The 26,538-nt window shown below is 44.0% G+C and carries 18 protein-coding genes; 13 read left to right on the top strand and 5 right to left on the bottom strand.

All coding sequences use genetic code 11. From position 1 onward, the window contains the following. Positions 1-231: 231 nt before the first annotated feature. Entirely contained in the window at positions 232-1,488 is a 1,257-nt protein-coding gene (locus EDD70_RS09400; RefSeq protein WP_092750747.1) for a uracil-xanthine permease family protein, read from the top strand. A gap of 324 nt (positions 1,489-1,812) precedes the next feature. Here EDD70_RS09400 and EDD70_RS09395 read toward each other — a convergent pair whose 3' ends face one another. Then, positions 1,813-3,186 (bottom strand): MATE family efflux transporter, encoded by a 1,374-nt coding sequence (locus EDD70_RS09395; protein ID WP_242943051.1) that lies wholly within the window; start codon positions 3,184-3,186, stop codon positions 1,813-1,815. Between the two features lie 121 nt (positions 3,187-3,307). Here EDD70_RS09395 and EDD70_RS09390 point away from each other — a divergent pair, with 121 nt between their 5' ends. From EDD70_RS09390 to EDD70_RS09370, 5 genes are all read left to right on the top strand, one after another. Continuing rightward, entirely contained in the window at positions 3,308-4,189 is an 882-nt protein-coding gene (locus tag EDD70_RS09390) for a LysR family transcriptional regulator (RefSeq protein WP_092750750.1), read from the top strand. 141 nt (positions 4,190-4,330) lie between these two features. Continuing rightward, entirely contained in the window at positions 4,331-6,952 is a 2,622-nt protein-coding gene (locus EDD70_RS09385; protein ID WP_092750752.1) for a calcium-translocating P-type ATPase, PMCA-type, read from the top strand. 78 nt (positions 6,953-7,030) lie between these two features. Further along, on the top strand, positions 7,031-7,327 hold the full coding sequence (locus EDD70_RS09380; RefSeq protein WP_092750754.1) for a Dabb family protein: 297 nt from the start codon (positions 7,031-7,033) through the stop codon (positions 7,325-7,327). A gap of 137 nt (positions 7,328-7,464) precedes the next feature. Next, positions 7,465-9,078: a citramalate synthase gene (cimA, locus tag EDD70_RS09375; RefSeq protein ID WP_092750756.1), complete on the top strand. Its 1,614-nt coding sequence runs from the start codon at positions 7,465-7,467 to the stop codon at positions 9,076-9,078. A gap of 320 nt (positions 9,079-9,398) precedes the next feature. Further along, complete coding sequence (locus EDD70_RS09370; RefSeq protein ID WP_162840755.1) at positions 9,399-9,962, top strand: polysaccharide deacetylase family protein; 564 nt, start codon at positions 9,399-9,401, stop codon at positions 9,960-9,962. A 79-nt stretch (positions 9,963-10,041) separates the two neighbouring features. Here EDD70_RS09370 and EDD70_RS09365 read toward each other — a convergent pair whose 3' ends face one another. Together EDD70_RS09365 and EDD70_RS09360 are read right to left on the bottom strand one after the other, a co-directional pair. After that, complete coding sequence (locus tag EDD70_RS09365; protein ID WP_123811032.1) at positions 10,042-11,505, bottom strand: recombinase family protein; 1,464 nt, start codon at positions 11,503-11,505, stop codon at positions 10,042-10,044. A 51-nt stretch (positions 11,506-11,556) separates the two neighbouring features. Continuing rightward, entirely contained in the window at positions 11,557-11,745 is a 189-nt protein-coding gene (locus tag EDD70_RS09360; protein ID WP_092750762.1) for a hypothetical protein, read from the bottom strand. Between the two features lie 273 nt (positions 11,746-12,018). Between EDD70_RS09360 and EDD70_RS09355 the strand changes: the two genes are divergently transcribed. Then, positions 12,019-12,948, top strand: a complete 930-nt coding sequence (locus EDD70_RS09355; RefSeq protein WP_092750764.1) for a transglutaminase domain-containing protein — start codon at positions 12,019-12,021, stop codon at positions 12,946-12,948. A gap of 65 nt (positions 12,949-13,013) precedes the next feature. Here EDD70_RS09355 and amrB read toward each other — a convergent pair whose 3' ends face one another. Continuing rightward, complete coding sequence (amrB, locus tag EDD70_RS09350; RefSeq protein WP_092750766.1) at positions 13,014-13,943, bottom strand: AmmeMemoRadiSam system protein B; 930 nt, start codon at positions 13,941-13,943, stop codon at positions 13,014-13,016. Then, entirely contained in the window at positions 13,936-18,876 is a 4,941-nt protein-coding gene (locus EDD70_RS09345) for an Ig-like domain-containing alpha-2-macroglobulin family protein (protein ID WP_092750768.1), read from the bottom strand. The genes amrB and EDD70_RS09345 overlap by 8 nt, the downstream gene beginning before the upstream one ends. A gap of 319 nt (positions 18,877-19,195) precedes the next feature. Between EDD70_RS09345 and EDD70_RS09340 the strand changes: the two genes are divergently transcribed. From EDD70_RS09340 to ilvB, 6 genes are all read left to right on the top strand, one after another. Next, positions 19,196-19,441: a TM1266 family iron-only hydrogenase system putative regulator gene (locus EDD70_RS09340; protein ID WP_092750770.1), complete on the top strand. Its 246-nt coding sequence runs from the start codon at positions 19,196-19,198 to the stop codon at positions 19,439-19,441. Between the two features lie 13 nt (positions 19,442-19,454). Further along, on the top strand, positions 19,455-20,498 hold the full coding sequence (gene hydE, locus EDD70_RS09335; RefSeq protein ID WP_092750772.1) for a [FeFe] hydrogenase H-cluster radical SAM maturase HydE: 1,044 nt from the start codon (positions 19,455-19,457) through the stop codon (positions 20,496-20,498). 62 nt (positions 20,499-20,560) lie between these two features. After that, positions 20,561-21,979: a [FeFe] hydrogenase H-cluster radical SAM maturase HydG gene (gene hydG, locus EDD70_RS09330; protein WP_092750774.1), complete on the top strand. Its 1,419-nt coding sequence runs from the start codon at positions 20,561-20,563 to the stop codon at positions 21,977-21,979. 11 nt (positions 21,980-21,990) lie between these two features. After that, entirely contained in the window at positions 21,991-23,190 is a 1,200-nt protein-coding gene (hydF, locus tag EDD70_RS09325; RefSeq protein WP_092750776.1) for a [FeFe] hydrogenase H-cluster maturation GTPase HydF, read from the top strand. A 448-nt stretch (positions 23,191-23,638) separates the two neighbouring features. Beyond that, positions 23,639-24,841 carry a threonine ammonia-lyase gene (gene ilvA / locus EDD70_RS09320; RefSeq protein WP_092750778.1) on the top strand — a complete coding sequence of 401 codons (1,203 nt, stop codon included), beginning with the start codon at positions 23,639-23,641 and terminating at the stop codon, positions 24,839-24,841. 15 nt (positions 24,842-24,856) lie between these two features. Next, the gene (gene ilvB / locus EDD70_RS09315; protein WP_092750781.1) at positions 24,857-26,524 is read left to right on the top strand and encodes a biosynthetic-type acetolactate synthase large subunit; all 1,668 of its coding nucleotides are present in this window, start codon (positions 24,857-24,859) and stop codon (positions 26,522-26,524) included. The last annotated feature ends 14 nt before the right edge of the window (positions 26,525-26,538 follow it).

Here is a 26,538-nt window from a genome sequence, read left to right as displayed (position 1 = left end):
ATTTAGAGAGTCTTTTTGCAAGAGACTCTCTTTTTTTGAGCATTTTCGCTTGCAATATGGCTGAAAAAATGGGATCACCCAAAACCATATTTGTAAGGTGTTACAATCTTTTTGAAATATGTATAAAAATGTCGAAATTATGAATTTTTTTCTTAAAATAGTTCAGTTTTATGCTATAATAGTTCGAAGTGAGTCAAAAAAGGAATACAAAACTATGGAGGTTTCTTTGGTATGGAGAAAAAATTAACCGCAACCAACCTATTGTTAGGTTTCCAGCATCTGTTTGCCATGTTTGGTGCAACTGTATTGGTACCCATCATCACAGGGCTAAACCCATCTATGGCACTGATTGGCGCCGGTTTGGGCACATTATTATTTCATTTTATTACAGGACATAAAGTGCCTGTTTTTTTAGGCTCAAGTTTCGCTTTTCTTGGTGTTGTCGGGGCAACCATCGCAGGTGATCCTGCCAACATTCCCCTTGCACAAGGCGGCATTATGGCAGCCGGTGTGGTTTATATTCTTCTTGCGGCACTTGTTCGTCTCATCGGCAGCGAAAGAATTGTTAAGCTGTTCCCGCCTGTTGTAACAGGCCCCATCATTGTAGTTATTGGCTTAACGCTTGCCCCTGTCGCTTTAACCAACGCCGGCTTAATTGTTCCGCAGGGTACAAGTATAGACTGGGTTACCGTTGGTGTTGCATTATTTTCTTTAACCGTGGTTATTGTGTGCACCATCTTTTTAAAGGGCTTTTTTAAGCTGGTGCCAATTTTATTGGGCTTTGCATCGGGTTATTTTCTATGCCTGATTTTAGACTTTACAATCGGAACACATTTTGTTGATTTTACCGCAATTACAAACGCAGCATGGATTAACATCCCTTATGTTACACCAAATTTTTTTACATTGCCGAAATTTGATTTGGGTGTCATTTTTTCCATTGCTCCTGTAGCCATTGTTACTTTTATGGAGCATATTGGTGATATCACCATCAATGGCTCGGTTGTAGGCAAAAACTTTTTTAAAGATCCCGGTTTGCATCGCACCGTTCTCGGCGATGGCTTGGCAACTCTTCTTGCTGGCTTTATCGGTGCACCGCCAAACACTACATACGGCGAAAATACTGCTGTATTGGCAACCACAAAAAATTACAGCACTTTTGTTTTAAAGCTTGCCGCAGTGTTTGCAATCATTCTTGGTTTGTTCGGCAAATTTGGTGCTATTATTATGACAATTCCTACACCTGTTTTAGGTGGTGTATCGATTCTTCTTTACGGTATGATTTCTTCGATTGGTATGAGAACTTTGGCAGAATCGAACCTCGACTTTTCGCACAGCCGCAATTTGATTATTGTCGCTCTGATTTTGGTGATTGGTCTTGGACTTTCGGGCGGTGTCGCCATTACTCCCAATATAACTCTTACCGGTCTGTTCCTAGCAGTTGTTGTAGGTGCTGCGGTTAATAAAATTCTACCGGAACATATCTAAAAAACTTCCCTATGAAATGAATTGTAACCCAAAACAGTTGGATAAATAGTTATAATGGATAAGGGCTTGTTGTCTGCGAAATGCAGGTGGCAAGCCCTTTTTATTTGCCGGCCCTAAGGAGCTACTTGGTTAATATATACAGTCCATCTGTGGATAAGATGCGTTCCAATCTTTAAATAACGTGGTGGTTGCCTACTTGGTATCGGTGCAATGCTTTTTTGTCACGAAACCTTCCCTTTCGGCATAAAAAACACCCCAATTGCTATTCAGTATATCGTACTGTCTAACAATTGGGGTGTAATTCAACTATACATCGGGGGGCGCCTATGCATTAATTTGTTTAAAGTACTGTTTGGCACAAGTACCTTCAAACAAGAACATAAATATCCAGCCAACCAGTGTTGCGTAACACACACCGCTTACACCAAACTTGGGTACCAAAATGTAAGATAAAATCACTCGTATCAAAATCTGCGAGCCGGTGGTAATCATAGTAATTTTCAGTTTACCTACCCCGCGGAAAAAGCCCTGCATAATGTAAGTCATACCTGCAAGGATATAGAAGAAAGCCATCAGCTGCAAATACTCGCATCCTACAGTGATAACCGAGGCGGATTCGTTGGCGTTTACAAACAATGCCATAATTTGCGGTGAGAAAAAGAAGAGCACCGCGCAAGCAACCAAAGAGTAAATTACATTGATAACAGTACAGATTTTGTAACCGCTTTTCATACGGTGATTCAGCCCTGCCCCCATATTTTGAGCACAATAGGTTGAAGTTGAGGCAGACATGCTGTCAAACGGGGCAAGCACAAACCCCTCTACGCGGGTTGCAGCGTTGTAAGCTGCAATTACACTGGTGCCGAACGGATTTACTGCACCTTGCACCAACAGCCTGCCTACATACAAAAATGTTTGCTGTACCGCTGATACCCAGCTGTAGTTGATAGTTTTAACAAGGATGCTTTTTTCAAAAATAAACTCGTTTCGTTTTAGTGCCAAAAGGGGTATTTTTCGGTATACATAAATGACACAAAGTATAGATGAAACTGCCTGCGATATTACCGTTGCGATTGCAGCCCCTTCTACACCGGTGTGCAATACTTTGATGAAAAAGATATCCAACACCACGTTTAGTACCGAAGACAGCAGTAAAAACAAAAAGGGAGTTTTCGAATCCCCAATGGCACGAAGTGCTGCCGAGTAATAGTTGTATAAAAACGAGAATATCAGCCCGATAAATATAATTTTAAGGTAGAGGTCAGCATCATTTAGTATTTCGGCGGGGGTTTTGGTAAGAACAAGTATTGGTTTGGAAAGTATGCAGCACAACACCGAAAGTACAACCGTAAACACAAGCCCTGCTATCAGCGAAGTGGAAGCTTCTTTTTTAAAGCCGCTGTAATCTTTTGCGCCGTAAAGCTGAGCCATCAGCACCGACATGCCCACGCAAATGCCAAAAATAAAAAAGATAACAATAGACATAATCGGGTTTGCCACGCCTACCGATGCCAATGCATTTTCACCGATAAACTGCCCGACAATTACGGCATCGGCTGTATTGTAAAGCTGTTGAAAGATGTTGCCCAATATCATTGGGATGGCAAAGGTTATAATTGCCCGGGTGGGGTTGCCCGAGATCATCGTATGTTTTTTTTCATGTTTTTCCTCTAATTCAGGTTTGCTTGTCGTTTCCATATCACGTTCTCTTTTCCTCAAGTATTTTAACACAACTCTTGTATGATAGCACAGTTTTTACTATAATAAAAATACAAATAATTGATATATACTATAACGAAATGTTATAGAAGGAGAAAATATGGATTTACAGCATTACCGCAATTTTGTATCCATTGTAGAAGAGGGGAGTCTCACAGCAGCATCAAAAAAAATACATGTTGCCCAGCCTGCACTCAGCAACCAACTTAAGGCATTTGAAAAAGAATTTGGCACACAACTAATGAAGCGCGGTTCGCGTAAACTTGAACTTACCGATGCAGGACAAATTTTATACAAAAAGGCAAAACATCTTTGTGAGCTTGAAAGTTCGGCATATAAAGAAGTTGCCGATTGTGTGAGTGGGGCGGCAGGCACTTTGCGTTTGGGGCTTACGCCGTCCAATGCGGCAACTTTTTTCGAGGGCTTGCTGCTCAATTTTCATAGAGACAACCCCGATATTCGGTACGAACTGCATGAGACAGTTTCCAACGAAATCATAGATTTACTGCAAAATGGGGTGATAGAAATTGGTATTGTGCGCACCCCATTTCAGATATCCAACCAATTTGAAGTGTTGCAAACAAAAGAAGACCCAATGGTTGCCGTATACAATAAAGACTGTGGTTGGTTTAAGGGCAAGTCAAAAAGTGTTTCTGTTGCACAACTGGAGGATGTGCCGCTGTGCATCATACGCCGTTTTGAACCGATGGTTTCGGAAGCTTGCTTTAAAGCAGGGTTTGCTCCGCACTTGATGTGCATCAACACACAGCTTATTACAAACATGATGTGGGCAAAAAAGAGCATCGGTGCGGCGATTATGCCCCTTTCATCGCTAAAAGACTTTGAAAATGACCGCTTAAACTACAAATTGATTGAGGATACTTCGCTTTGCACAAGAAGGGCAATTGTAACGGTGAAAGACCGTTATCTTTCGGTGGTTGCACAAAATTTTTTAAATCTTTGCAAAAAACAAATGATTTAAAAAAATAAAAATGTGTTCATATCCTTACATTTTTGTTCACAAATTTTGCCGTCTATTCTGCTAATATAGTGTGTGTATTAATGATTCTGCATTTTTTGGAAATACTGTAAAATACAAACGTAAAGCGAAAGGGTGCATAAATTGGCTTGGCACAATGAAAACAAAGATGACATTCTTAAAAAATTAGGTACCGACCCATCGCAAGGTCTCTCTCAACAAAGGGCAGCGCAGTTGCTGGCAGAGCATGGTGAGAACCGCCTGAAGGGCAAAGCGAAAAAAACAAATCTTCAAAGGTTTGCAGAACAGTTTAAAGATTTTATGGTGATCATCCTTATTATAGCTGCGATTGTTTCTTTTGTTGTGGCGCTTAACGGCCATGATAAAACCGAGTTTTTAGAGCCCATCATTATACTTGGCATTGTAATTCTTAACGCTGTTATCGGCGTAGTGCAAGAAAGCAAAGCAGAAAAAGCGCTTGAAGCTTTGCAAAATATGTCTGCACCCACAGCAAAAGCTTACCGTGCAGGTAAAATTCAAGTAATACCTGCTACCGAATTGGTTAGTGGGGATGTTATTATCCTAGAAGCAGGCGATTTCGTGCCCGCCGACGCACGTTTGCTTGAATCGGCAAGCCTTAGGTGCGAGGAGTCTGCACTCACAGGTGAGTCGGTCCCTACAGAGAAAGACGCAAATGCGCGGGTAGAAGAAAACGCCCCCTTGGGCGACCGTGTTAATATGGTATATTCGGGCACCTCGGTTGTATACGGCAGGGCAAAAGCGGTGATTACTTCTACCGGTATGGGCACCGAAATGGGCGTAATAGCTAAATTGCTTGATAACGAAGAAGATGAGCAAACACCGCTGCAGCATAAGCTCTCTAAACTCGGCAAGGTGCTTGGTTTGGTTGCGCTCGGCGTGTGCGCTGTTATATTTGTCATCGGTATTTTTTCGGGCATGCCGCTGATGGAAATTTTCATGACTTCCGTATCACTCGCGGTTGCAGCAATTCCCGAGGGGCTCCCTGCAATTGTTGCCATCGTGCTTGCCATGGGTGTACAGCGTATGGTCAAAAAAAATGCGATTATACGCCGCCTTCCCGCAGTAGAAACGTTGGGAAGCGCATCGGTTATCTGCTCGGATAAAACGGGTACACTCACCCAAAATCGTATGACTTTGGTGAAGGCGTGGGCAGGCGAAAGCGTTGAAGATATAACGGGCAGCGAAAGTGAGCGCATTAAAAGCCTGCTCATGCTCGGTACACTTTGCTGCGATGCAAGCATCGAAAACGACGGCGGAAAAGAAACATATATCGGCGACCCAACAGAGGTTGCTATAGTGGCAGCGGCACTGAAAAACGGAATAGACAAAGCGAGAATTAATGCCGACTGCCCCCGTGTGGCAGAGCTGCCGTTCGATTCGGACCGTAAATTGATGACCACCGTAAATATGATTAACGGCAAACCCGTTGCCATTGTAAAAGGCGCTTTTGATGTGTTATCCAAGCGCCTGATTGATTTTGACGAAACCGAAGCCCTTGCGATTAACGCAAAGATGGGTGAGGATGCTTTGCGCGTACTTGCGGTTGCGGTAAAACCTTTGGACGATGTACCGCAAAAACCTACCTCTGAAGAATTGGAGCAAGGGCTTACTTTTTCAGGCTTGCTTGGTATGATCGACCCACCGCGTGAAGAGGCAAAAGAGGCTGTTGCCACATGCATCAAGGCGGGTATCCGCCCCATTATGATTACCGGAGACCATGTGGTAACAGCAAGCGCGATTGCACGTCAGCTTGGTATACTTACCGAGGGCACTGAGGCAATTTCCGGCACAGAGCTTTCTGCTATGAATGAGCAGGAACTGGGCATTAACATCCGCAAATACTCGGTATATGCACGTGTTTCGCCCGAAGATAAAATTCGCATCGTTAAAGCTTGGCAAAATACCGGAGCAGTGGTATCCATGACAGGGGACGGTGTAAACGATGCCCCTGCACTGAAAGCGGCTGATATCGGCTGTGCCATGGGCATTACAGGTACCGAGGTTGCAAAAGGCGCATCGGATATGATCTTAACAGACGATAACTTTGCAACAATTGTAAGTGCCGTCAAAGAGGGCAGAGGAATCTACGATAACATCAAAAAAGCCGTGCAATTTCTGCTTGGTTCCAATATCGGTGAACTTTTTGCAGTATTTTTTGCAATGATTTTTTGGCAGAAATCGCCGCTTCTTGCAATTCAGCTGCTTTGGATTAACCTTGTAACCGATGGTCTGCCTGCTTTGGCGCTGGGTATGGAGCCTGTGGAATCCGACGTGATGCTCCGCCGCCCCAAACCGAAAAACGAAAGTATTTTTGCACAGGGCTTGGGTGTGCGGGTAGTGCTGCAAGGCTTGATGTTCGCTGCACTTACGCTTACGGGCTTTTATATCGGCTTTCAGGCAGGCGGTACGGTGCAAGCCGCACAAACAATGGCGTTTTTGGTACTTGCGGTTTCCCAACTGTTCCATGCTTTTAATGTACGTTCTACCCATTCGCTGTTTGTAGTGGGGCTGGGCAGTAACCCGTATATGCTGGGTGCTTTTGCCGTTTCGCTTCTTCTCATTGCATTGATCACGTTTATACCCCCAGTAGCAATGGTGTTTGGTTTAGTTGTACTAACCAAACAGCTGTACCTTACGGCTTTGGGTTTGGCATTTGTACCTGTTGTTATTATTGAAATTGAAAAGTTGGGCAAATTTGTTTTACGCAAAATGAGAGATAAATAATAACCCTTTCTTGTGTTGACGAACCAAATGCCCGGTATTACAATTGATGTATAAATATTTTCAGCAAGGAGCATGAGTATGATTCGTCACATTGTTTTTTGGAACCTCAAAGAAGAAGCTGATGGACGCAGCAAACTGGAAAACGCAACACTGATGAAAGAAAAATTAGAAGCTTTGGTGGGTAAAGTAGAAGGGTTGCGCAAGGCAGAGGTTGGCTTTAATTTTACCGATGGGGGATACGACCTCTGCTTGTACAGCGAGTGTGACAGCAAAGAGGCTTTGGCAGTTTACCAAAACCACCCGGAACATGTTAAGGTAAAAGAATTTGTGCACAAAGTTATTTTAAACCGTGCAGTGTGCGACAGCGAGTTTTAGCAAACACATCATTTATAAAAAGGGCTGCGGACGATGCGGCCCTTTTTGCATGCAGACAGCAAAATACGCTGGAAATAGAAGGAATCTTGTGGTAAGATTGACAGGTAAAAACCACATGTTGGCAAGGGGGCTGTTTGATGAAACAACAAATTGAAATATTCGATTCTACTCTTCGCGACGGTGCGCAAGCAGAGGGCATTTATTTTTCGGTAGATGATAAGCTGAATATTGTAAAAAAGCTTGACCAGCTCGGTGTAGCTTATATCGAGGCAGGGAACCCCGGTTCCAACCCGAAAGATTTGGAGTTTTTCGAGCGGGTTCGCAGCATCGAACTCCGCCATGCAAGGCTTGTGGCATTTGGCTCCACCCGCCGTAAGAATACCCCTGTACAGGAGGATAAAAACTGCACCGCCCTCATCAATGCGGATACAGATGTTATCTCCATCTTCGGTAAATGCTGCGACCTGCAGGTTACAGAAGTGCTTCAAACCACGCTTGAAGAAAACCTGAGCATGATTTACGATACGGTGTACTATTTTGTTTCTCATGGCAAAACCGTTTTTTTTGATGCCGAACACTTTTATGACGGATATAAGCGTAACCCGGAATACGCAATGAAAGCTTTGCAGGCGGCGGCGGATGCCGGTGCAGCCTGTTTGGTGTTATGCGATACCAACGGAGGGTGCTTCCCAAACGCAATTGCAGAAATGACCACCGTGGTGTGCAAAAAGTTTACGATTGCTGTAGGCATCCACTGCCATAATGATATGGGCTGTGCGGTGGCAAACTCGATACAGGCGGTGCAGTGCGGGGCGGTGCAGGTGCAGGGCACATACATCGGTTTTGGCGAGCGCTGCGGCAACACCAACCTATCTACCGTGATTCCTGCACTGCAGCTTAAACTCGGTTATGCCTGTATCCCTGAAAATAAGGTAAAACTCATCACCCATACAGCACGCTATATAGCAGAGATTGCAAACTATATTCTTCCTGCATCCACTCCCATTGTGGGCAAAAGTGCTTTTGCGCATAAGGGCGGTATGCATGTGGATGGTGTGCAGAAACTCCGCCGAAGTTTTGAAAATATTCCGCCTGAATCGGTTGGGAATGTGCGCAACATTTTGCTTTCTGAGGTTGCGGGCAGAACAGCCGTAGCAAATAAACTCGCACAGCTCGACCCTACCATCACACGCAACTCGCCTGTTACGCAAGAGGTTCTAGAGTCGCTGAAAGAACTGGAACATAAGGGCTATCAATTTGAATCTGCACAGGCAAGTCTTGAAATATTTTTACTTAAAAAACTTGGGATGTTTACCCCGTTTTTTGAGTTGGAAAATTTCCGTATTATTGGTGAGCAATCACGGCAATACAAACAAAGCTCATCTGCCATGATAAAAGTACGGGTTGGGGATATGAGTGAAATTACCGCTGCAGAGGGAGAAGGCCCTGTCCATGCGCTAGACCGCGCTTTGCGCAAGGCTTTGGAGATATTTTACCCTACGTTGGCGCAAACAAGGCTGATTGATTTTAAAGTGCGTGTCATCGAGCAGCGTGCTGCTACGGCATCGATTGTACGTGTATTGATCGAAACAACCGACGGTACATCGGTATGGACCACCGTGGGGGCATCTGCCGACATTATAGAAGCCAGCTGGTATGCACTTGCAGATTCGGTGGAATATAAGTTGCTTCAAGATTCGCGAAACGGTAATCTAAAATTACAGAGTATCGGCATGAATGAGATAGAATAGCAGTTTGTTCACACAATGTTTTCCATTGTCCAAGAACTGTTCAAAGTCTTGTCAAGCGTACATCATATTTCTCCGTTATACTGATCTTATCAACAACGGAGGAGATGATACGATAAAACTTACCCCACTTATTACAGCACCCCAATACGTATAAATATGCTTCCGCGAGGATAAATACAAAAACTGTTAGTCTGCCGAGTGGTCGGAACACCGACTCGGCAGACGGAACAGACTAACCATTCGTCTCATGCTTGATTGCATGGGCTTTTTTTATGCCCAAACGCATATGATTTTAACAGAATATGCAGGGAGGAATGACCTTGAACTATTGGGTAGTGGGCAAACGTGGATTAATTGGCGTTACAGCGGCATTAAGTATTTGTATAGTAGCGTCTTTTTTGGCTGCAAATCAATTGGGTAAAGCGGTTTTTGCAAATGCCGACAAGCGTGTGCTACCGATTTATTCGGTAGAAACAACTGAAAAAACATTAGCGCTTGGTTTTAACTGCGCGTGGGAGGATGATGACGTACCACAAATACTGCAGATTTTGAAAGAAAATGATGTTAAGGCAACCTTTTTTATGGTGGGCCAGTGGGTGGAAGAATACCCCCAAAGTGTAAAAGCAATCTACGATGCCGGCCATGAAATGGGTAATCATTCGTATTCGCATCCGGATATGACGAGTTTATCACGTGAACAAATACGCCAGCAGATACAAAAGTGTGATGACGCTGTAGAAAAAGTTACAGGTATCAGGCCAAAACTGTTCCGTGCGCCATCAGGGGCTTATAACAACTCTGTGGTAGAAACCGCTATGGCGATGGGGCACAGTGCTATCCAATGGGATTGTGAGCAATCCCATACTAAGTCCAACCCGCAATAATAAGCATTTCAGCTTAATAATAAAAAAGGGATGGTACCGAGGTACCATCCCTTTTTGTGTTGTTTTATAAAACTATCTTTTACACATTCCATACAATCTCAATATTTTCGCCGTGTAAAATTACTTTTTTTATCAGCCGTGCAGCAACTACTTTTTTTTCTTCAAACTCCAGAGCGGAAAATTCGATGTCTTGGAGTTCTTCACCTTTTTTTTGCAGGTGCTGTTCAGCAATTTTTTTTAGCAAATCATTTTTCTTTGCATCAAGCTTCCCAAGCTCTTTGTTAATATATTTCATAGAAACATTGTTAGCTTCTGTTATCGTCAAAAGCAGCCTTTCTATTTTGGTATCTATCAATGCAAGGGCAGCGTTGCTATCTAAATCTGCTGTAGTTATAGCTGAGTTTTGCTGAATGCAGCAGCCTGCCAACAGTGTTTCGATTGAGTCACCTACCGCAGACTCAATTTCGTCAACAGAGAGCAACAACTTTTCACTGCAAACAGAGTAGTTCGTTCGCCCCGAACAGCGAAGATAAAGTTTTTGCTTTGTTTTTGAGACTTTTATTCCATAACCGCAGCCCCCGCATTTTAATAATCCCGAGAGCCATGTATACTTGCCTTTTCCGGTGTTTTTTATTTGGCGGTTGCGGTCTAGTTTGTGCTGGCATTGCAGCCAAATAGCAGCTGGAATAAAACCCTTATGATTGGCAGGCGAAAAATGACAGTCTGCCAACTCGGTGTATTTTCCCGCAGAACGGTCTCGTTTACCGATCAGCAATCCGGCGTAATCTTGGCTAAAATCTTCTATACCTCCACAGATTTGAACCCCTTTGTTCTTATAAAACAGGTAAACTTCGGGCGTTAAGCAAACGTAACAGGGGTTATGTAAAATACGCGAGAGCGCTACGCTGTCCCAATGCTCACGCTTAATACAAGGGATATCCTCAGCGGTAAGCATTCGAGCGAGCATACCCAGTGAAATTTTGGGTTGCGCATATTCTGTAAAAATGTGCTTTACAATCTCTGCATCCTTATTGGCAACAAGAACAGGAACATTTTTACCGTTTTCGCAAGTACGTTGTATATCAAAACCAAACGGCGCCGGTCCGCCAAGCCAAGAGCCATATTTGGCCCGCTGATAATAGTTATCTTTAATGCGCTGTGCAATTGTTTCGCGTTCAAGCTGAGCAAACACCATAATAATATGCAGCATGGCTCTGCCCATGGGGGTAGAGGTATCAAATTTTTCAGTAATCGAAACAAATTCTACGTTGTGCTTTTGCAGTACATTCCAAATTTGACCGAAATCAGAAATCGAACGGCTGAATCGGTCAAGCCGATACACCACCACCTTACTGATTTTGCCTGCAACAATGTCTTCGAGCATTCGTTCAAAGTCGGGGCGGTTGGTGTTTTTTCCGCTGTAACCTCGGTCGGCATACACGGTGTAATCTGTACAGCACTCACGCGCACAAAGTTCTATCTGCCCTTCAATCGATAAACTATCTTTTTTTTCCACAGATTGACGGGCATAGATAGCCTCCAAAAAGATGCCTCCTTCCACAAAGAGTAATGGTAAGTTGCAATGCGTGATTAATTAAGATGTCACTCCTTGGTTTGCAGTGTTAGTTAATTTTTTATAGTCTCTTACACTATCCTTATTAAATTTGTTCTGATTTGCCTGCGGTTTGCAAAGCTGTATACATAGCTGTGTATAAATGCGATTCAACTCATCCATTCTACCGGTCGGGCTGCTGTATTCCGGGATAGTATGAATTACTTTCACAACCTCATCTCCTCATTGGTAACATGTATGTCACAGGTGTTTGAAAAATGTCTGTTGCTGTTTTTATAGCAACAACAAAGCACAATCTTGTCCGCTACGCTCGACATTCGTTGTCCGCAATAAAAACGCAACCATCTGTAATAGTTTTGTCTGTTGCGAGAATTCTTCAAATCCCTGCAAAATTATTATTAATTGTATGTGATTGCGATGAGCCTTAAGTTGTATCGTGTGTAAAAATATGGTATTATACAAGCTGTGCGATGGGGGTGCAGCATGAAACGTTTTTTACATTATACCGCGGCAATGTTGGTGGTATTGTTGCTGTTTGGAGGATGTGCAGGCACAAAGGGGAAACCTGTATTATCATCTGCATGTGAACCGTCGGCGATAGCAAACGAGCAACCGGACAGCGACGAAAAATCACTCTGGCAAACAGATGATTTTGAAGAACCGAAAGAAGCACAAAACAACTATATTGTAACGCTGGCAGACGGCATTGCAGCAAATATTTTAGAACCGGGCATGCAAGATGCCGATAAAGTAAAGGCTGCATATGAGTATGTGATTGCAAACACATTTTTTGCTCCGCCTGTAGGGTTGGATAGTTGGCGGATATACGATGACAAAGCAGTGCCGAGTTATATTGAAAACAGAGCTTTAAGCCCGTTGGCGTATGGAATCGGTTCGTGCGAAGATTACGCTGCTGCACTCACGTTGCTGCTGCAACGAATGGGGTTTGAGGCACGATATGTACCGGGGCTTACCATTTCTGTAAAAGGCGATTTTGTAGATCATGCATGGACTGCTGTAAAAATCGGATATACTTGGTACCATTTGGATTCACAGCTGGAAGACAATGTAATACGCAGTGATACAATTGCCTATCGTTACTTTTTAAAATCAGATGAATATATGCTTGCAGACCATCGTTGGGGTGAAAATCTAATCCGTTACGGCGGACTGACCGCCGAGCAGATAGCAGAAATACAAGAGAACTACCTTCTTCCTGCATGTACGGCTAATTTCCGAACACCGGCACCCACACATTTACAGCAGACGCCACGTAAAAACCGCAAAGAGGTTATTGCAAAGATAAATGAAAAAATGAAGCTATACGAGCAAAAACAAGGCAGGTTGGATGAAGCAGAACTTAACATTACACCACCTGTTTTTGGAGATACAGGGTATGGTCCAAAAGATTAAAAGACCGTCGCTTTTTTAGCGACGGTCTTTTGACATTTTTATAAATTAACAGAGCCTTTATTGCTTTACTTAACAGCGGCATAGACATAATAAGTTGTAATGCCCTCATCGTAAATGGGGTTGGATATTGCATGCGGCAGTTTTTGTGCAGAGCTGGAGTGATCCAGCTGTTTTAATACTGCGCCGCTTGCCTGTGCGGCAGATAAAAAAGTAGTTACTGCCTGAGGAGAGTCCAAGTTGCTGTCTGAAAATTGCATGATTTGTGCAAAATCAAACGATTGAATTGCCTGCGCCGTTGCTTTGTCATGTTTTTCGGCATCATGGGGCATCAGGTAATGAGAGCAATCAGCAGACGCAATTAGCAAAATATTTTTATCTTTTCTTTGTTCGTTGATGACACGCTGTATTTCATCCAAACGCTGCTGAGAAAGTTTGTTTGAAAGCAGGCAAACCGCAACTTTTGCCTTGGGCAGATAATAGCGCACAAACGGTATCAGCCCCGCAGCACCATGGTCGTATTCTACAGCATCACTGCTGTTTTCTGCGCCGATTGTCTCATTGCTCAGTAATGCTTCAACCAATTCAATGTCTGTTTTTAATATACCGTAAGGGGTATTCCAATCGGCAGTTGCGGTGACTGCATCGCTGCTGCACTTTTCGGGGAAATGGGATGGAGATATCAACAAAACCGTATCGTAAGAATCTTTTTGCTGCGCTGCAAGCGAGAAAAACCCTGCTATCATATCGGCAGCGAGCAGGTGATGCGGAACCATGCCCGCCGTTAAAGTTTTTGCACTGTCGAGCTCATATTTGCACGGGGAAGATAGCCCCTGTGCAAACAGCTCACGGTCAAAGTAGATGCAGTTTAGCAAAGAGTTATTGGTTTTGCTTTCGGCTACAGTTAAAATTATCGGCGATGGTTCGGGTACATTAGCGGGTGAAGTACATGCACTTAACAACACCAAAGCAAGCACACAGTACAATCGTTTATTCATTTATAGCCACCGTACTGCGGTCTGACGCGCCCCAAGTGTCGGCATACTCACTGTTGATGTAAGCGCTTTCCACCACATAATTGCCGGAAGCAGCACAACGTGCATAATATATGATGGGGTATAAGCCGCTTGATGAACCGGCACCGTATGCAGTAAATTGCAGGCGCTGCCCTTGACGGCTGTTCAGATACCATCCCCTCATGTTCTGATAATCCTTGCTTTCATAACGTTCAAACCGCATGCCGGATGGAATATAATCGTCGATAACCAGTTGCGTTTCGCCGATATTAGCATCCAAAGCCGAGAGGTTGGGCGTTAGGGTGATACGCACAACACTTCCGAATTTGATTTCTCCGCCATCCACTGCTTCGATGCGTTTGGTTAAACCAATTTTCTTTCTCGAGCTGTCTGCTGTCTGTTCCGGTGTACCTGCATAATAAACGTCTGCGAAGACATCGCCCGAAAGCACCTTAAAGTCGGCATTGTTCAATTGGTCTTTGGTAAGTGTGATGTATTTTGTTCCTCTGTCCAGCGTTTCGGTAATGGTTTTGCCGTCCAGCACATAACTGAATTTTGCTTTGCCGGGGTCTTTCGACTCAAATTTGGTGAGGTAAAGCAGCTGCTCAAAGAGATACGGTTTATAATAAGATTTTTTATCAGCAAGAAAACGAGCCAAATAGTCGGCATGGTCTGTAGAAAGCACAGTAGCAAGCATAGATGCTGCCGCAGTACAATCTTCTTTTGACCGTTTATCTTGTTGAGGGATATAATAGGCCTTCTCACCTGAAATACCTTCCAGCTCTTTAAGGTTTGGCTTTACCAGTTTGTCGTACCATTCGCCGGCGGTTTTCTCATCGCCCGAAACGGCAAGTGCGGTGGCAAGGTACATTTTATCAACATAATCAAGAGATGTATCGTTTTCCAGTCGTTTCGGCAAATCGGCTGCTATGGTATTTCCGCTGAGTGCCTGTAACAGGTGAAAAGCCGATTTTGTACCTTCGAACTCCCCAACATCATCAAAATTAAGCTCCTTCAAGCCTTTTGCATTCATAAACTGGGGCAGTGCAAGATATGCTTGCGAGGTAAGCTCGATGTCGGGTTTAGAGTAAGGCAGTAGTGAGATTACCCCGGTGCTGATATCGGAAATGCTGTCTTCCAACGCGGCGGTATCATACCAAGATGCCCCCTCTTGCTGGAATTTTATTGCAGCATACTTACGTGCAAGGCGCATATCTGCTCTGCCGCCGTGGCTTGCTCTTAATATACTGCTTAAAACGGCATTGTAATTACGGTAGGCTTTATCATAAACTGCTATGCTTACTGGGTAACGCAGTGGTTCTAAGTGGATATCATTTTTCAGTTCAAATGTTTTAACAAGCGAAACTTCAACCCCCGACTTGATAACCGAGAAGGGGAACTGTACCGTATCACTATAACGGCCGCATTCGCCTTTGATGGTAACGGTGTAATCGCCGATTCCCAGTTTGTCAAACGAAACGCCTGCGTATTTGCGCACGGTCGAGCCAATCTGTTTGGTTTCGTTGCTATTTTTACTGCTGATGGTAACGGTGTAATTGGTTTCATCTGTGTCAGCCACCAATACCCCCGCGCTTCTAAGCCCCACAGTAAAGTCTTCGCCCTGCAAAATTTGCTTGCTCACTATGGGTAATACAAAATAATCTTTGGTAGCGGAGACATTGGTTTTCGTACTGCCGGCGTGCAAGTTATCGGTAAGTGCAAGCGAAGTAAGCCGCCAGCTGGTAATGTTATCGGGCAATTTGCAGCTGAAAATTGCTTTGCCGTCCGAGTTTGTTTTGGCAGTACTGAAATACGCGGTATCTTTAAAATCTGTACGCATCGCATCCCCGCCGCCACCGCCTTTTTCGCCGGGTCCGTTGTAGCTGCCTTGCATATAAGAGGTGTATTTTTGAATATTGGGGTAGTAAATTGATGTATACAAAGAATCTAAAATGTTGATAGATTGTTCTTCTAAAGCAAAAATTGCTTCATCAACCACACTGATGACCACCGATGCGTCGGAAACAGGCTTACCGGATTGTTTGTTTTTCACCGTTGCGGTAACATTCATATTGTCGGCGGGGCGGTAGCTTTTTTTATCCGTTTCCAATTTGATATCAAGCTCGCGCTGCTCCGGTGAGAAGTGCATGTATTTATCTTCTAGTGCAAAAATATGTTTGCCGTCAAAATAAGCACCGGTAACCACATAGTTGGGCAGCAGTTGTTCGGTGAAAGGCAGCGTAATTTCCGGCTGCTCAGTTAATGTGATATTAGAATAATTGTCCTGCACCACAGCATAGAGTATGCGCCCTTTCATCTCTTTTACAGGGGTGTCATTGTCCTCCAAAACAAAAGTTACATTTTCATTGTCCTTAAAACGGGAGCGAACATGATTGATGCTCGAAAAATAAAACTTTCCGTCTTCTTCTATCGCATCATCGGCAGTAACAGCAGCCTTTTTATTGAGGATATAGCGGTGAGTTCCATCGTCTTGGTACTCATCATAAAAATAGGGCGAGCCGAGATACACTTCGGTAACAACCGGTCTGTTTTTAGAGTCTTGGGTGATTAACTCAAGATAGTAGCAGTTTTCATTATCCGACAAAGGTAAATCTTTAAGCATAAATTTACCTGCTTCTGTCGTAAAGCTGCGAATATCTACAATATCATTGTGCTCTACATAAGTATAAGAATTGACCGAGACACGGTTAATAAAATCGTAATGAGTGCCAACTTGTTTTTTTGTATAATAGATTTTATGCAGTTTTGCTGTAACTTCTTGATCAAGCGCCTTACCCTTGAGAGCATCCTGCTCCCACAGGTCATCTGAAGTTTTAATATTGGATATATCAATTTGATTGGTATTAATGTTTACTTGTATGTTTTTATCCTTGAATACCGCTTTCCCTTGCAACATCACATCACGGTGGATTGCATAAACTTCGCCATACTGTTCAAAATTTTCATCCTGGGCATCGTTATTCGAAAAACTGTATCCGTAGCTTTTGGGGTACCAGGTATTCAAATTTTCAGTAATTTCAACAGATGTACGCAAATGCCCCTGTGCATCTGTTTTAAACCCTTTTTCATTGGAGGCTTTAATTTCTTCGCTCCAACTATTGAAGTTAGCAGCAAATTCAGATGTAGGTGTTCCGTCAAAAGTAGAAACATCCAGGGTGACATAGGCTGTTTTACTCTCGTCTAACATATATATCGGTTTTTCCGGTGCTGTTTCAGCGGTGTAAACGGGTTTTACAAAGTCTTCAATGCGAAGGTATTTTCGGTCCAGTTCGATTTCGTTATCTATTTGCAAAAGGAGCCCGGTCCAAATTTGAGATGATATATTTTCAAATTTTATTTCGGCAGAGAAAACACCGTTTTTTTGCGGAGTAATTTTTTGTTCTGCCGCGCCGTTGCTTAATTTGAGAGTTAAAGTTTTTGGCAGGGGAGTAGAGGAACTTCTCGGGCGCACAACACCCCATACCTGAATGGTATCGGTGGTGTGGTAGATGGGCCGGTCTGTAAACACATAAGACATATATTTTCGCGCTTCGCGTTCTTTTTGTTCTTCGTAACTGTAATAGTACCCTAAATCTGCAAAAGTTTTACCGTTTGCCGTTACCGTAAATGTGGTACCGTCGCTGGCTTCCTGTTCGTTTTCGGTGTTTACAAATACACCATCCGCAATGTGGGCAGTACCGTCTTCACCTGTGGTAGCTTCTGCGCGATAAGCGCCCGTAACTTCAAGCTTTGCATTGGGTACAGGCTTGCCGGTTGTGGCATCGTTTACCCACACCAGCAAATTATTTTCGGTTATCATATGAAATACCGACAAATCGCTCACTTGCATAAACAGCTGCCGTACAATTTGTTTATGGCTGTACGGAAGCGAAAATTCTGCTGCATACCAGCCCTCGGGCAGCGTTTCGGGCAATTGCAGCAGCCACTGGGCACCGTATCGCCTGCTGTCATCATCAATTGCGCGAATGGGTGTAATGTCAAAACTAGCATATTCTGTTAGCTCTTTTGTATCAATTGTTGTGGTATCGTATTTGTAACGCGGCTCTTCGGCATTTCGGCGCAGCTGCTTAACGTAGTTTTGTACGTTGTCAAAACGGTATAGCTTAACCCCCACCTTTGTGTTTGCTGCCGCGATGCCTTCATCGATATAAGCTTGAACAAGCGGTGTTTCGGATGTTAGGGTGTTCATCGTACCGTTGCCCGAAAGGCTGAATAGGTGCTCGGTCTGCTGGTCCTCCTCACTGATGGTGACGAACGAAAAAGAAGTTTCTTTTTCTAACTCTGCACCGCTTTTAGAGATAAGGGGAGGAGATAACTTCACGGTATACATCGTGTTGAATTTAAACTCTTCTGTGGGGTAAAAAACAAAACGTCCGTCACCCAGGGTGACTTCCCCCTCAACGGCAGGTTCTATTTTCAGTGCATCTCTAAAATTTTTTAGCGTGACATCGTCGCTGTTAAAATAAAACTCTATGCCTGTTGACACGGGCACTTTTCTACCGTTATCGGCAGGGAAAAACGAAGACAACAGCAGTGCGTTGCGAACATGGTATGTAAAATTCTTGGATAATACCCTAATTTTAATGGTACTGTTTGCTGCCAATGGTTTAAACGGTTTTATGGTAAAAGCATTTGGCGCCGTTTGGGTCAGGTCGTAGCCAACATCCGGTTCAAATATAATTTTTTTTCTCAGTTCTTCTACGGTGAGGTTGCCGCTTAAATTCAGATGAAATTCTGTGTCGGGTGCAATGCCGGATGGATTTATATCGGCGGGTTTAAAATCAATTTTCGTTACTGCCAGTGCAGTTACAAGTATTGCAATAAACACTACAGCTGCGCCTGCTGCCCATACTCGTCTATCCTTTAAGAGCTTAAGCCAATCAATTTTATTCATGGTTGCCTCCTGTCTTAATAGTCGGTTTATGTTTAAAAAAAGTATACACCTTAATGTAATTTTTTGCAATTAAGGTAACATATAGCAATGCGTTGCTTTTGCCTTTGTGGCACAAAAATACATACTTTGTAACTTGTATTAGAATATAAATTATGCTACCATAAAAGCAGTAAGCTGTGAGATTCGTTCTTGCAGCAAACTAAAAACAACAGTTCAAGTTCTGCCGCCGAAAGTTTACCTTAAGGTGAAAGGCTGTTACGGTATTATTATGCCATTTTACGCCTTTCGGGGCGTATTTTTTATTTTTGGAGGTTGTAAGATGGAAACAAGAGTAGCAGTAATTGGTATCGTGGTAGAAAACAAAGATGCCGTTGAAAAGCTGAATGAAATCCTTCATATAAACAGTCAATATATCATCGGGCGCATGGGTATTCCGTACGAAAAGCGCGGGGTTTCTATCATCAGCGTGGCTGTTGATGCACCTTCCGATGTCATCAGTGCTTTGTCGGGTAAGCTTGGTATGCTGCCGGGGGTAAGCGCCAAAACCGTGTATTCTAAGATATAGACAGGGGGAAGTTATGAAAGCTTACATCGATAAACTCGAATGCAGCGGCTGCCTTTCGCAAGAAGAGTTTGCTCTTTTAATTGAAAACCACACACCCGAATTGGATGAATACCTGTTTGAGAAATCAAGAGCATTGAGGCAAAAATACTACGGCAATGATATCTATATTCGCGGGCTGATTGAATTTACAAATTACTGTAAGAACGATTGCTTTTACTGCGGAATCAGAAAGAGCAACCACAATGCCTCGCGGTATCGCCTTACAAAACAGCAGATTTTAGACTGCTGTGAAGTCGGCTATTCGTTGGGGTTTCGAACTTTTGTATTGCAAGGCGGCGAGGATGAATCTTATACCGACGAAATCTTGGCGGATATCATCTACAGCATCAAGTTTTTATACCCCGACTGCGCGTTGACTCTTTCCATTGGTGAAAAGAGTTATGACAGTTACAAAGCCTTTTTTGATGCAGGGGCAGACCGTTATTTATTACGGCATGAAACTGCCGACTGCAACCATTACCAAAAACTGCATCCCCATACAATGTCTCTTGAAAACAGAAAACAGTGCCTGTATAACCTCAAAAAAATCGGTTATCAGGTCGGGTGCGGGTTTATGGTGGGGTCGCCATTTCAAACAGCCGAAAGTCTTGCGAAAGACCTGCTGTTTATCCACGAGCTTCAGCCGCAGATGGTGGGTATCGGCCCGTTTATTCCGCACCACGATACGCCTTTTGCGTCTCAAGCTGGCGGCACGCTGCAGCAAACTCTTTTTCTGCTTGGCTTGATCAGGCTGATGATACCGAATGTTCTGCTGCCGTCAACAACCGCACTTGGTACGATACACCCCCAAGGAAGAGAAATGGGCATTCTTGCCGGAGCAAATGTGGTAATGCCGAATTTATCACCGGTTGATGTTAGAAAGAAATATTTGCTCTATGATAATAAAATCTGCACGGGAGATGAGGCGGCAGAATGCCGTGCTTGTTTGCAAAAACGCATGCAAAGCATTGGCTGCAGCATCGTTGTCGACCGCGGAGACTATAAATCTGCCGAGTAATTCGGCAAAATATTTTACTGAGGGAAAAGGCTGACACCCTGCCCCCGAAGAAAGGATAAAATATGTATAACGTAAAGTCACCAAAAGCAGAAGAATTTATTTGCCACGATGAGGTTTTGGAAACCCTCGCTTATGCAGAGAAGAACAAACACAACGCCGAGCTGATCGACAGCATCCTTGAAAAGGCGAAACTGAGAAAAGGCCTTACCCACAGAGAAGCAGCTGTTTTGCTCGACTGCGACATCAAAGAAAAAAACGAAGAGCTCTACCGCCTTGCCGAGCAAATTAAAAAAGATTTTTACGGCAACCGCATTGTTATGTTTGCACCGCTTTATCTTTCTAACTACTGCGTAAACGGGTGTGTATACTGCCCGTATCACCAAAAAAACAAGCACATTGCCCGCAAAAAGCTAACGCAAGAAGAAGTAAAACGTGAGGTTATTGCACTGCAAGATATGGGGCACAAGCGCTTGGCAATTGAGGCGGGAGAAGACCCTGCCATGAACCCGATCGAGTATATTTTAGAGTGTATCGATACCATTTACAGTATCAAGCATAAAAACGGTGAGATTCGCCGTGTCAACATTAATATTGCAGCGACAACGGTTGAAAACTACAAAAAACTCAAAGATGCGGGCATCGGCACCTACATTCTTTTTCAAGAGACCTACCACAAAGAAAGCTACGAAAGGCTGCACCCAACAGGCCCGAAACATAACTATACTTATCATACCGAGGCAATGGACAGAGCCATGCAGGGTGGAATTGATGATGTTGGGCTGGGAGTGCTGTTTGGTTTGGAACTGTACCGTTATGAATTTGCTGCCCTGTTAATGCATGCCGAGCATTTGGAGGCTGCATTTGGTGTAGGCCCGCATACCATCAGTGTACCCAGAATTCGCCACGCCGACGATATTGACCCCAGTGCGTTTGATAACGGGATTGATGATGAAATCTTTGCAAAAATCGTCGCCTGTATCCGCGTAGCCGTGCCGTATACCGGTATGATTATATCCACACGCGAAAGCCAAAAATGCCGCGAACGTGTGCTGCATCTTGGCATATCGCAAATCAGCGGAGGCTCTAAAACAAGCGTGGGCGGCTATGCACAGCCTGAACCTGACACTGAAAAATCGGAGCAGTTTGATGTTAGCGACACGAGAACTCTCGATGAAATAGTAAAATGGCTCATGGAGCTTGGCTACATCCCCAGTTTTTGCACAGCATGCTACCGCGAAGGCAGAACAGGCGACCGCTTTATGAGCCTGTGCAAGAGCGGGCAGATTCAGAATTGCTGCCACCCCAATGCGCTTATGACGCTGAAAGAGTATTTGGAGGATTATGCCTCCCAAGAAACTCGCGAAATCGGAGAAAAGCTGATTTTGAAAGAGCTTGCCAACATCCCCAAAGAAAAGGTAAGAGAAATTGTCGTGCAGAATCTTGAAAAAATCAGCTGCGGTACCCGCGATTTCCGCTTTTAAGGAGGATTTTGATGAGCCTAAACCATACCCCTTCCGCCAACCGCATTCATATCGGTTTTTTTGGCAGACGAAATGCAGGAAAATCAAGTGTAGTAAATGCTGTAACGGGGCAAAACCTTGCAATTGTTTCGGACATGAAAGGCACTACAACCGACCCGGTTTTTAAAGCAATGGAGCTTCTTCCTCTCGGCCCTGTTATGATCATTGACACCCCAGGGCTGGACGATGAAGGTGAACTTGGCAAACTGCGTGTGCAGAAAAGTTATCAGGTGCTGAACAAAACAGATATCGCCGTGCTTGTTGTAGACGCAACCATCGGCAGAACCGCCTATGATGAGGCAATCATTGAGAGCTTTCAGCAAAAAAACATTCCTTATCTGGTTGTGTACAATAAGCTTGACCTGTGCAGTAATCAGCACAGCGCCTTACCAAACGAAATTTGGGTAAGCGCCGAGACACGAGACAATATTGCAGAACTGAAAGAATTAATTGCAAAACAGGTGCCGCAAGACATTGCAAAATACCCGATTGTATCCGACCTGATTTTACCGATGGATTTTGTGGTTCTGGTTGTTCCCATCGATTCTGCCGCACCCAAAGGCAGGTTGATTTTACCACAGCAGCAAACAATCCGCGAAGTATTGGAGGCGGGTGCTGCCGCCATTGCGGTAAAAGAAACCGAACTGCAGCACACGCTGAACTCTCTCGGCAAAAAGCCGAAACTTGTTATTACAGACAGCCAGGCGTTTAAACAAGTGTCTGAAGTTACCCCCAAAGATATTTTGCTTACATCCTTTTCCATTTTATTTGCCCGGCACAAGGGCAGCTTGGAGCAGGCTGTGATGGGTGCAAAAGCAGTTGATAGCCTGTGTGACGGCGATGCGGTTCTGATATCAGAGGGGTGTACACACCACCGTCAGTGCGAAGATATCGGCACTGTAAAACTACCGAAATGGATAACGGATTATACGCGTAAAGCTTTGAAATTTGAGTTCACATCCGGAACAGAGTTCCCAAAAGATTTGCAAAAGTACAAATTGGTTATACATTGCGGCGGGTGCATGCTCAACGAGCGTGAAATGAAATATCGTTTACAATGTGCCGAATACCAAAATGTACCCATAACAAACTATGGCATCCTAATTGCCTATATTCACGGTATACTCCAACGCAGTATCGAGGTGTTTCCCAATATATCGGCTCTTTTGTAATACATTTGGGTTATTTGCGGTATAGAGTTTTTCTGTTTACGCCGCTTCATAGTAATTTTTACTAAAAATAAAAAAGTTTTTTGATTTGCTTGACAAATATCTATGATTTTGGTAGTATTCTTTTAATTTATTTTTATTATTTATGAAAGGGAGCATACATTATGATGACATCTTTATTTGCCTCTGCAGTTATTATAATTAACGTCGTAAGCGAAGTCGTACTATCGATTATTTCGCTTATTTTTGTCGTCGTCATTATAATTAGCCAGAGGCGAAATTATATGTCTTTTACAGATGTTATGCACCCTATCACACAGGGGCAATAGTATCATAGAGATATAACCTTCGCCTGTATAGAATATAGGCGGGGGTTTTTTATTTTTACAAAACCAAACCTTCGTCCGGTATTTTACGGATGAAGGTTTTATTTTTTTAAGGAGAGTTGAGCATGACTGTAAAAGAAGTTGAATCGGCAGCAGAACGGCTGAAGTACATTGTACATCATACCCCCGTAAACTCATCGCGAACATTTTCTGAAATGAGCGGCACAGAGTTATTTATTAAATGCGAAAATCTTCAAAAAACAGGTTCGTTCAAAGTCCGCGGTGCTTACAACAAGCTTGCAAAAATGGCTGAAAAAGGCGAGACAGATTCCGTAGTGTCCTCCAGTGCCGGCAACCATGCGCAGGGGGTAGCCTATGCGGCATCTGCACGCAGGATGAATGCTACGATTGTTATGCCTCGCAGTACGCCCATTGCCAAGGTTGCTGCCACAAGCGGATATGGCGCAAATGTGGTTTTGCATGGCGATTGCTATGATGATGCTTACCAAAAAGCACTGGAGATTCAGCAAGAAACAGGTGCGGTGTTTGTTCATCCGTTTGATGATGAGGATGTGATTGCGGGGCAAGGTACCGTTGCCCTGGAAATATTCAAAGACATTCCTACAGTCGATGCGGTGCTCATCCCTGCGGGCGGCGGCGGATTGCTTGCGGGAATGGCATGTTACATCAAACAAATCAATCCGCGTGTCAAGGTAATCGGGGTGCAGGCTCAGGGCGCAAATGCAATTGTACAATCATTTCAGGCAAAGTCGCACCTGTCTACCGAAACATCGTTTACCATAGCGGACGGTATCTCGGTAAAAGTACCCGGTAAAACCACAACAGAGCTTATCAACAGTTATGTAGATGAAATGGTTACTGTCACAGATGAAGAAATTGCAGATGCTATTCTTTTGCTTTTAGAGCGTACCAAAATGCTGGTTGAACCTGCAGGCGCAGCATCCCTTGCGGCGGCTCTTCATAAAAAAATCAACCTAAACGGCCAGCGTGTGGTATGTGTGCTTTCGGGCGGAAATATCGATGTAAGCTTTATTCACAAAATTGTTGAGAAAGGGTTGATTACACGCGGGCGGCAGCTTAAATTCGGTACAGTCATGCTGGATATCCCGGGAAGCCTACAGCATTTTTCGGCGATTGTTGCAAGCTGCGGTGCAAACATCATTATGGTTCAGTACGACCGATTGCACGCAGACCTTCGCCTTAACGAAGCAATTTTGCACATTGTGTGCGAAGTAAGCGGTACAAAACATGGGCAAGACGTGATAGAAAAACTGGCACAAAACGGATATAAGGTGTTTTTAGAATAGAAAGGAGAAATTATGATGCAGATGACAGGTGCGCAGATATTAATACAGGCATTGCTAGATCAAGGAGTCGAGGTCATCTTTGGATACCCGGGCGGTGCCGTACTTAACATTTATGATGCCCTCTATGAAAGACGAAATGAACTATGCCACATCGTCACCTCGCACGAACAGGGTGCCGCGCATGCAGCCGATGGGTACGCGCGTTCAACCGCAAAAACAGGTGTGGTACTGGCAACCTCAGGCCCGGGGGCAACCAATCTTGTAACCGGTATTGCAACAGCATTTCACGATTCTGTTCCTCTGGTAGCCATTACAGGCAATGTACCCACCGATTTAATTGGGAGGGACAGCTTTCAAGAAGTAGACATTGCGGGAATCACCAACCCCATCACCAAACACAATTACATTGTAAAAGACGTAAATAATTTAGCTGACACAGTGAGAGAAGCTTTTGTAATCGCCAATTCGGGGCGCAAAGGGCCGGTGCTTATCGATATCCCCAAAGATGTTACCGCTGCGAAAACAGAATATACGCCGAAACCGATGTTTGTACCGCGCAAAAATCTCTTTCCCCCAGAGAACGATTTATCCCGTGCCCTATCGGCTATCGAACAGGCAGAACGTCCCCTTATTTACGCAGGCGGCGGTGTGGTTTTTTCCGATGCATCCAAGTTACTCTCAGTTTTTTCAAAAAAAATATGCGCACCTGTTTGCGTGAGTATGATGGGTATCAGCTCTGTGCCATACAACGATATGTTTTATTTGGGGATGATTGGAATGCATGGTACCTCTACCGCAAACATTGCAGCACGTGATTGCGACCTGCTAATTGCTGTAGGCAGCCGCTTTTCTGACAGAGTTGCCGGCAACCGCCATAAATTTGCATCCAATGCAAAAGTTCTGCACATCGACATCGATCCTTCGGAGATTTCAAAAAATGTAAACGCGCGCCTTTCTTTAATAGGCGATGCGCCGCAGATTTTAAAGGAACTGACAGAGCGCTGCGAGCAAAAAACAAACAGCGAATGGATTCATAAACTCTTACAGCACAAAGCGCTCAATACACTCCCTTGTGTATACGATGAGCAAGGCTTAAACCCACGGGAAGTTATCACGAAGCTGCAAACGGTGGTTGGCGAAGATGCCCTTATTGTTACGGATGTAGGGCAACATCAAATGCTTACGGCACAGTATTACCCATTTACAAAACCACGTTCTTTTATCAGTTCATGTGGGTTGGGTACCATGGGGTATGGTTTGGGGGCTGCCATCGGTGCAAAAGTGGGCAACCCAAACCGCCCTGTGGTGCTTATTACGGGGGACGGGAGTTTTCATATGAATATGAACGAGCTTGCCGTTGCTGTGTCCAATCAAATTCCGGTTGTGATTTTGGTAATGAACAACGGGGTGCTTGGTATGGTTCATCAGTGGCAAAGGCTATTCTATCAAGAGCGATACGCTTATACCGAAATTCACCGTGCTACCGACTTTGTAAAGCTGGCAGAAGCCTTTGGAGCAGTTGGAATGCGTTTAAAAGAGCGTTCGGACATCGAGCAAACACTAAAAGCGGCACTTGAGTGCAAAAAGCCTTGTGTAGTGGATTGCAGTATTGATATCAAAGAGCGTGTCTATCCTATTATCCCGCCGGGTGGTACGGAGCAAGATATGATTTTTAGTGATTAGAGAGGAGTGACTGC

It is taken from the genome of Hydrogenoanaerobacterium saccharovorans, from assembly GCF_003814745.1.
Lineage (GTDB): Bacteria > Bacillota > Clostridia > Oscillospirales > Ruminococcaceae > Hydrogenoanaerobacterium > Hydrogenoanaerobacterium saccharovorans.
Note: the sequence above shows the minus strand (reverse complement) of the source record. Positions and strands in the feature narration are given on the sequence as shown.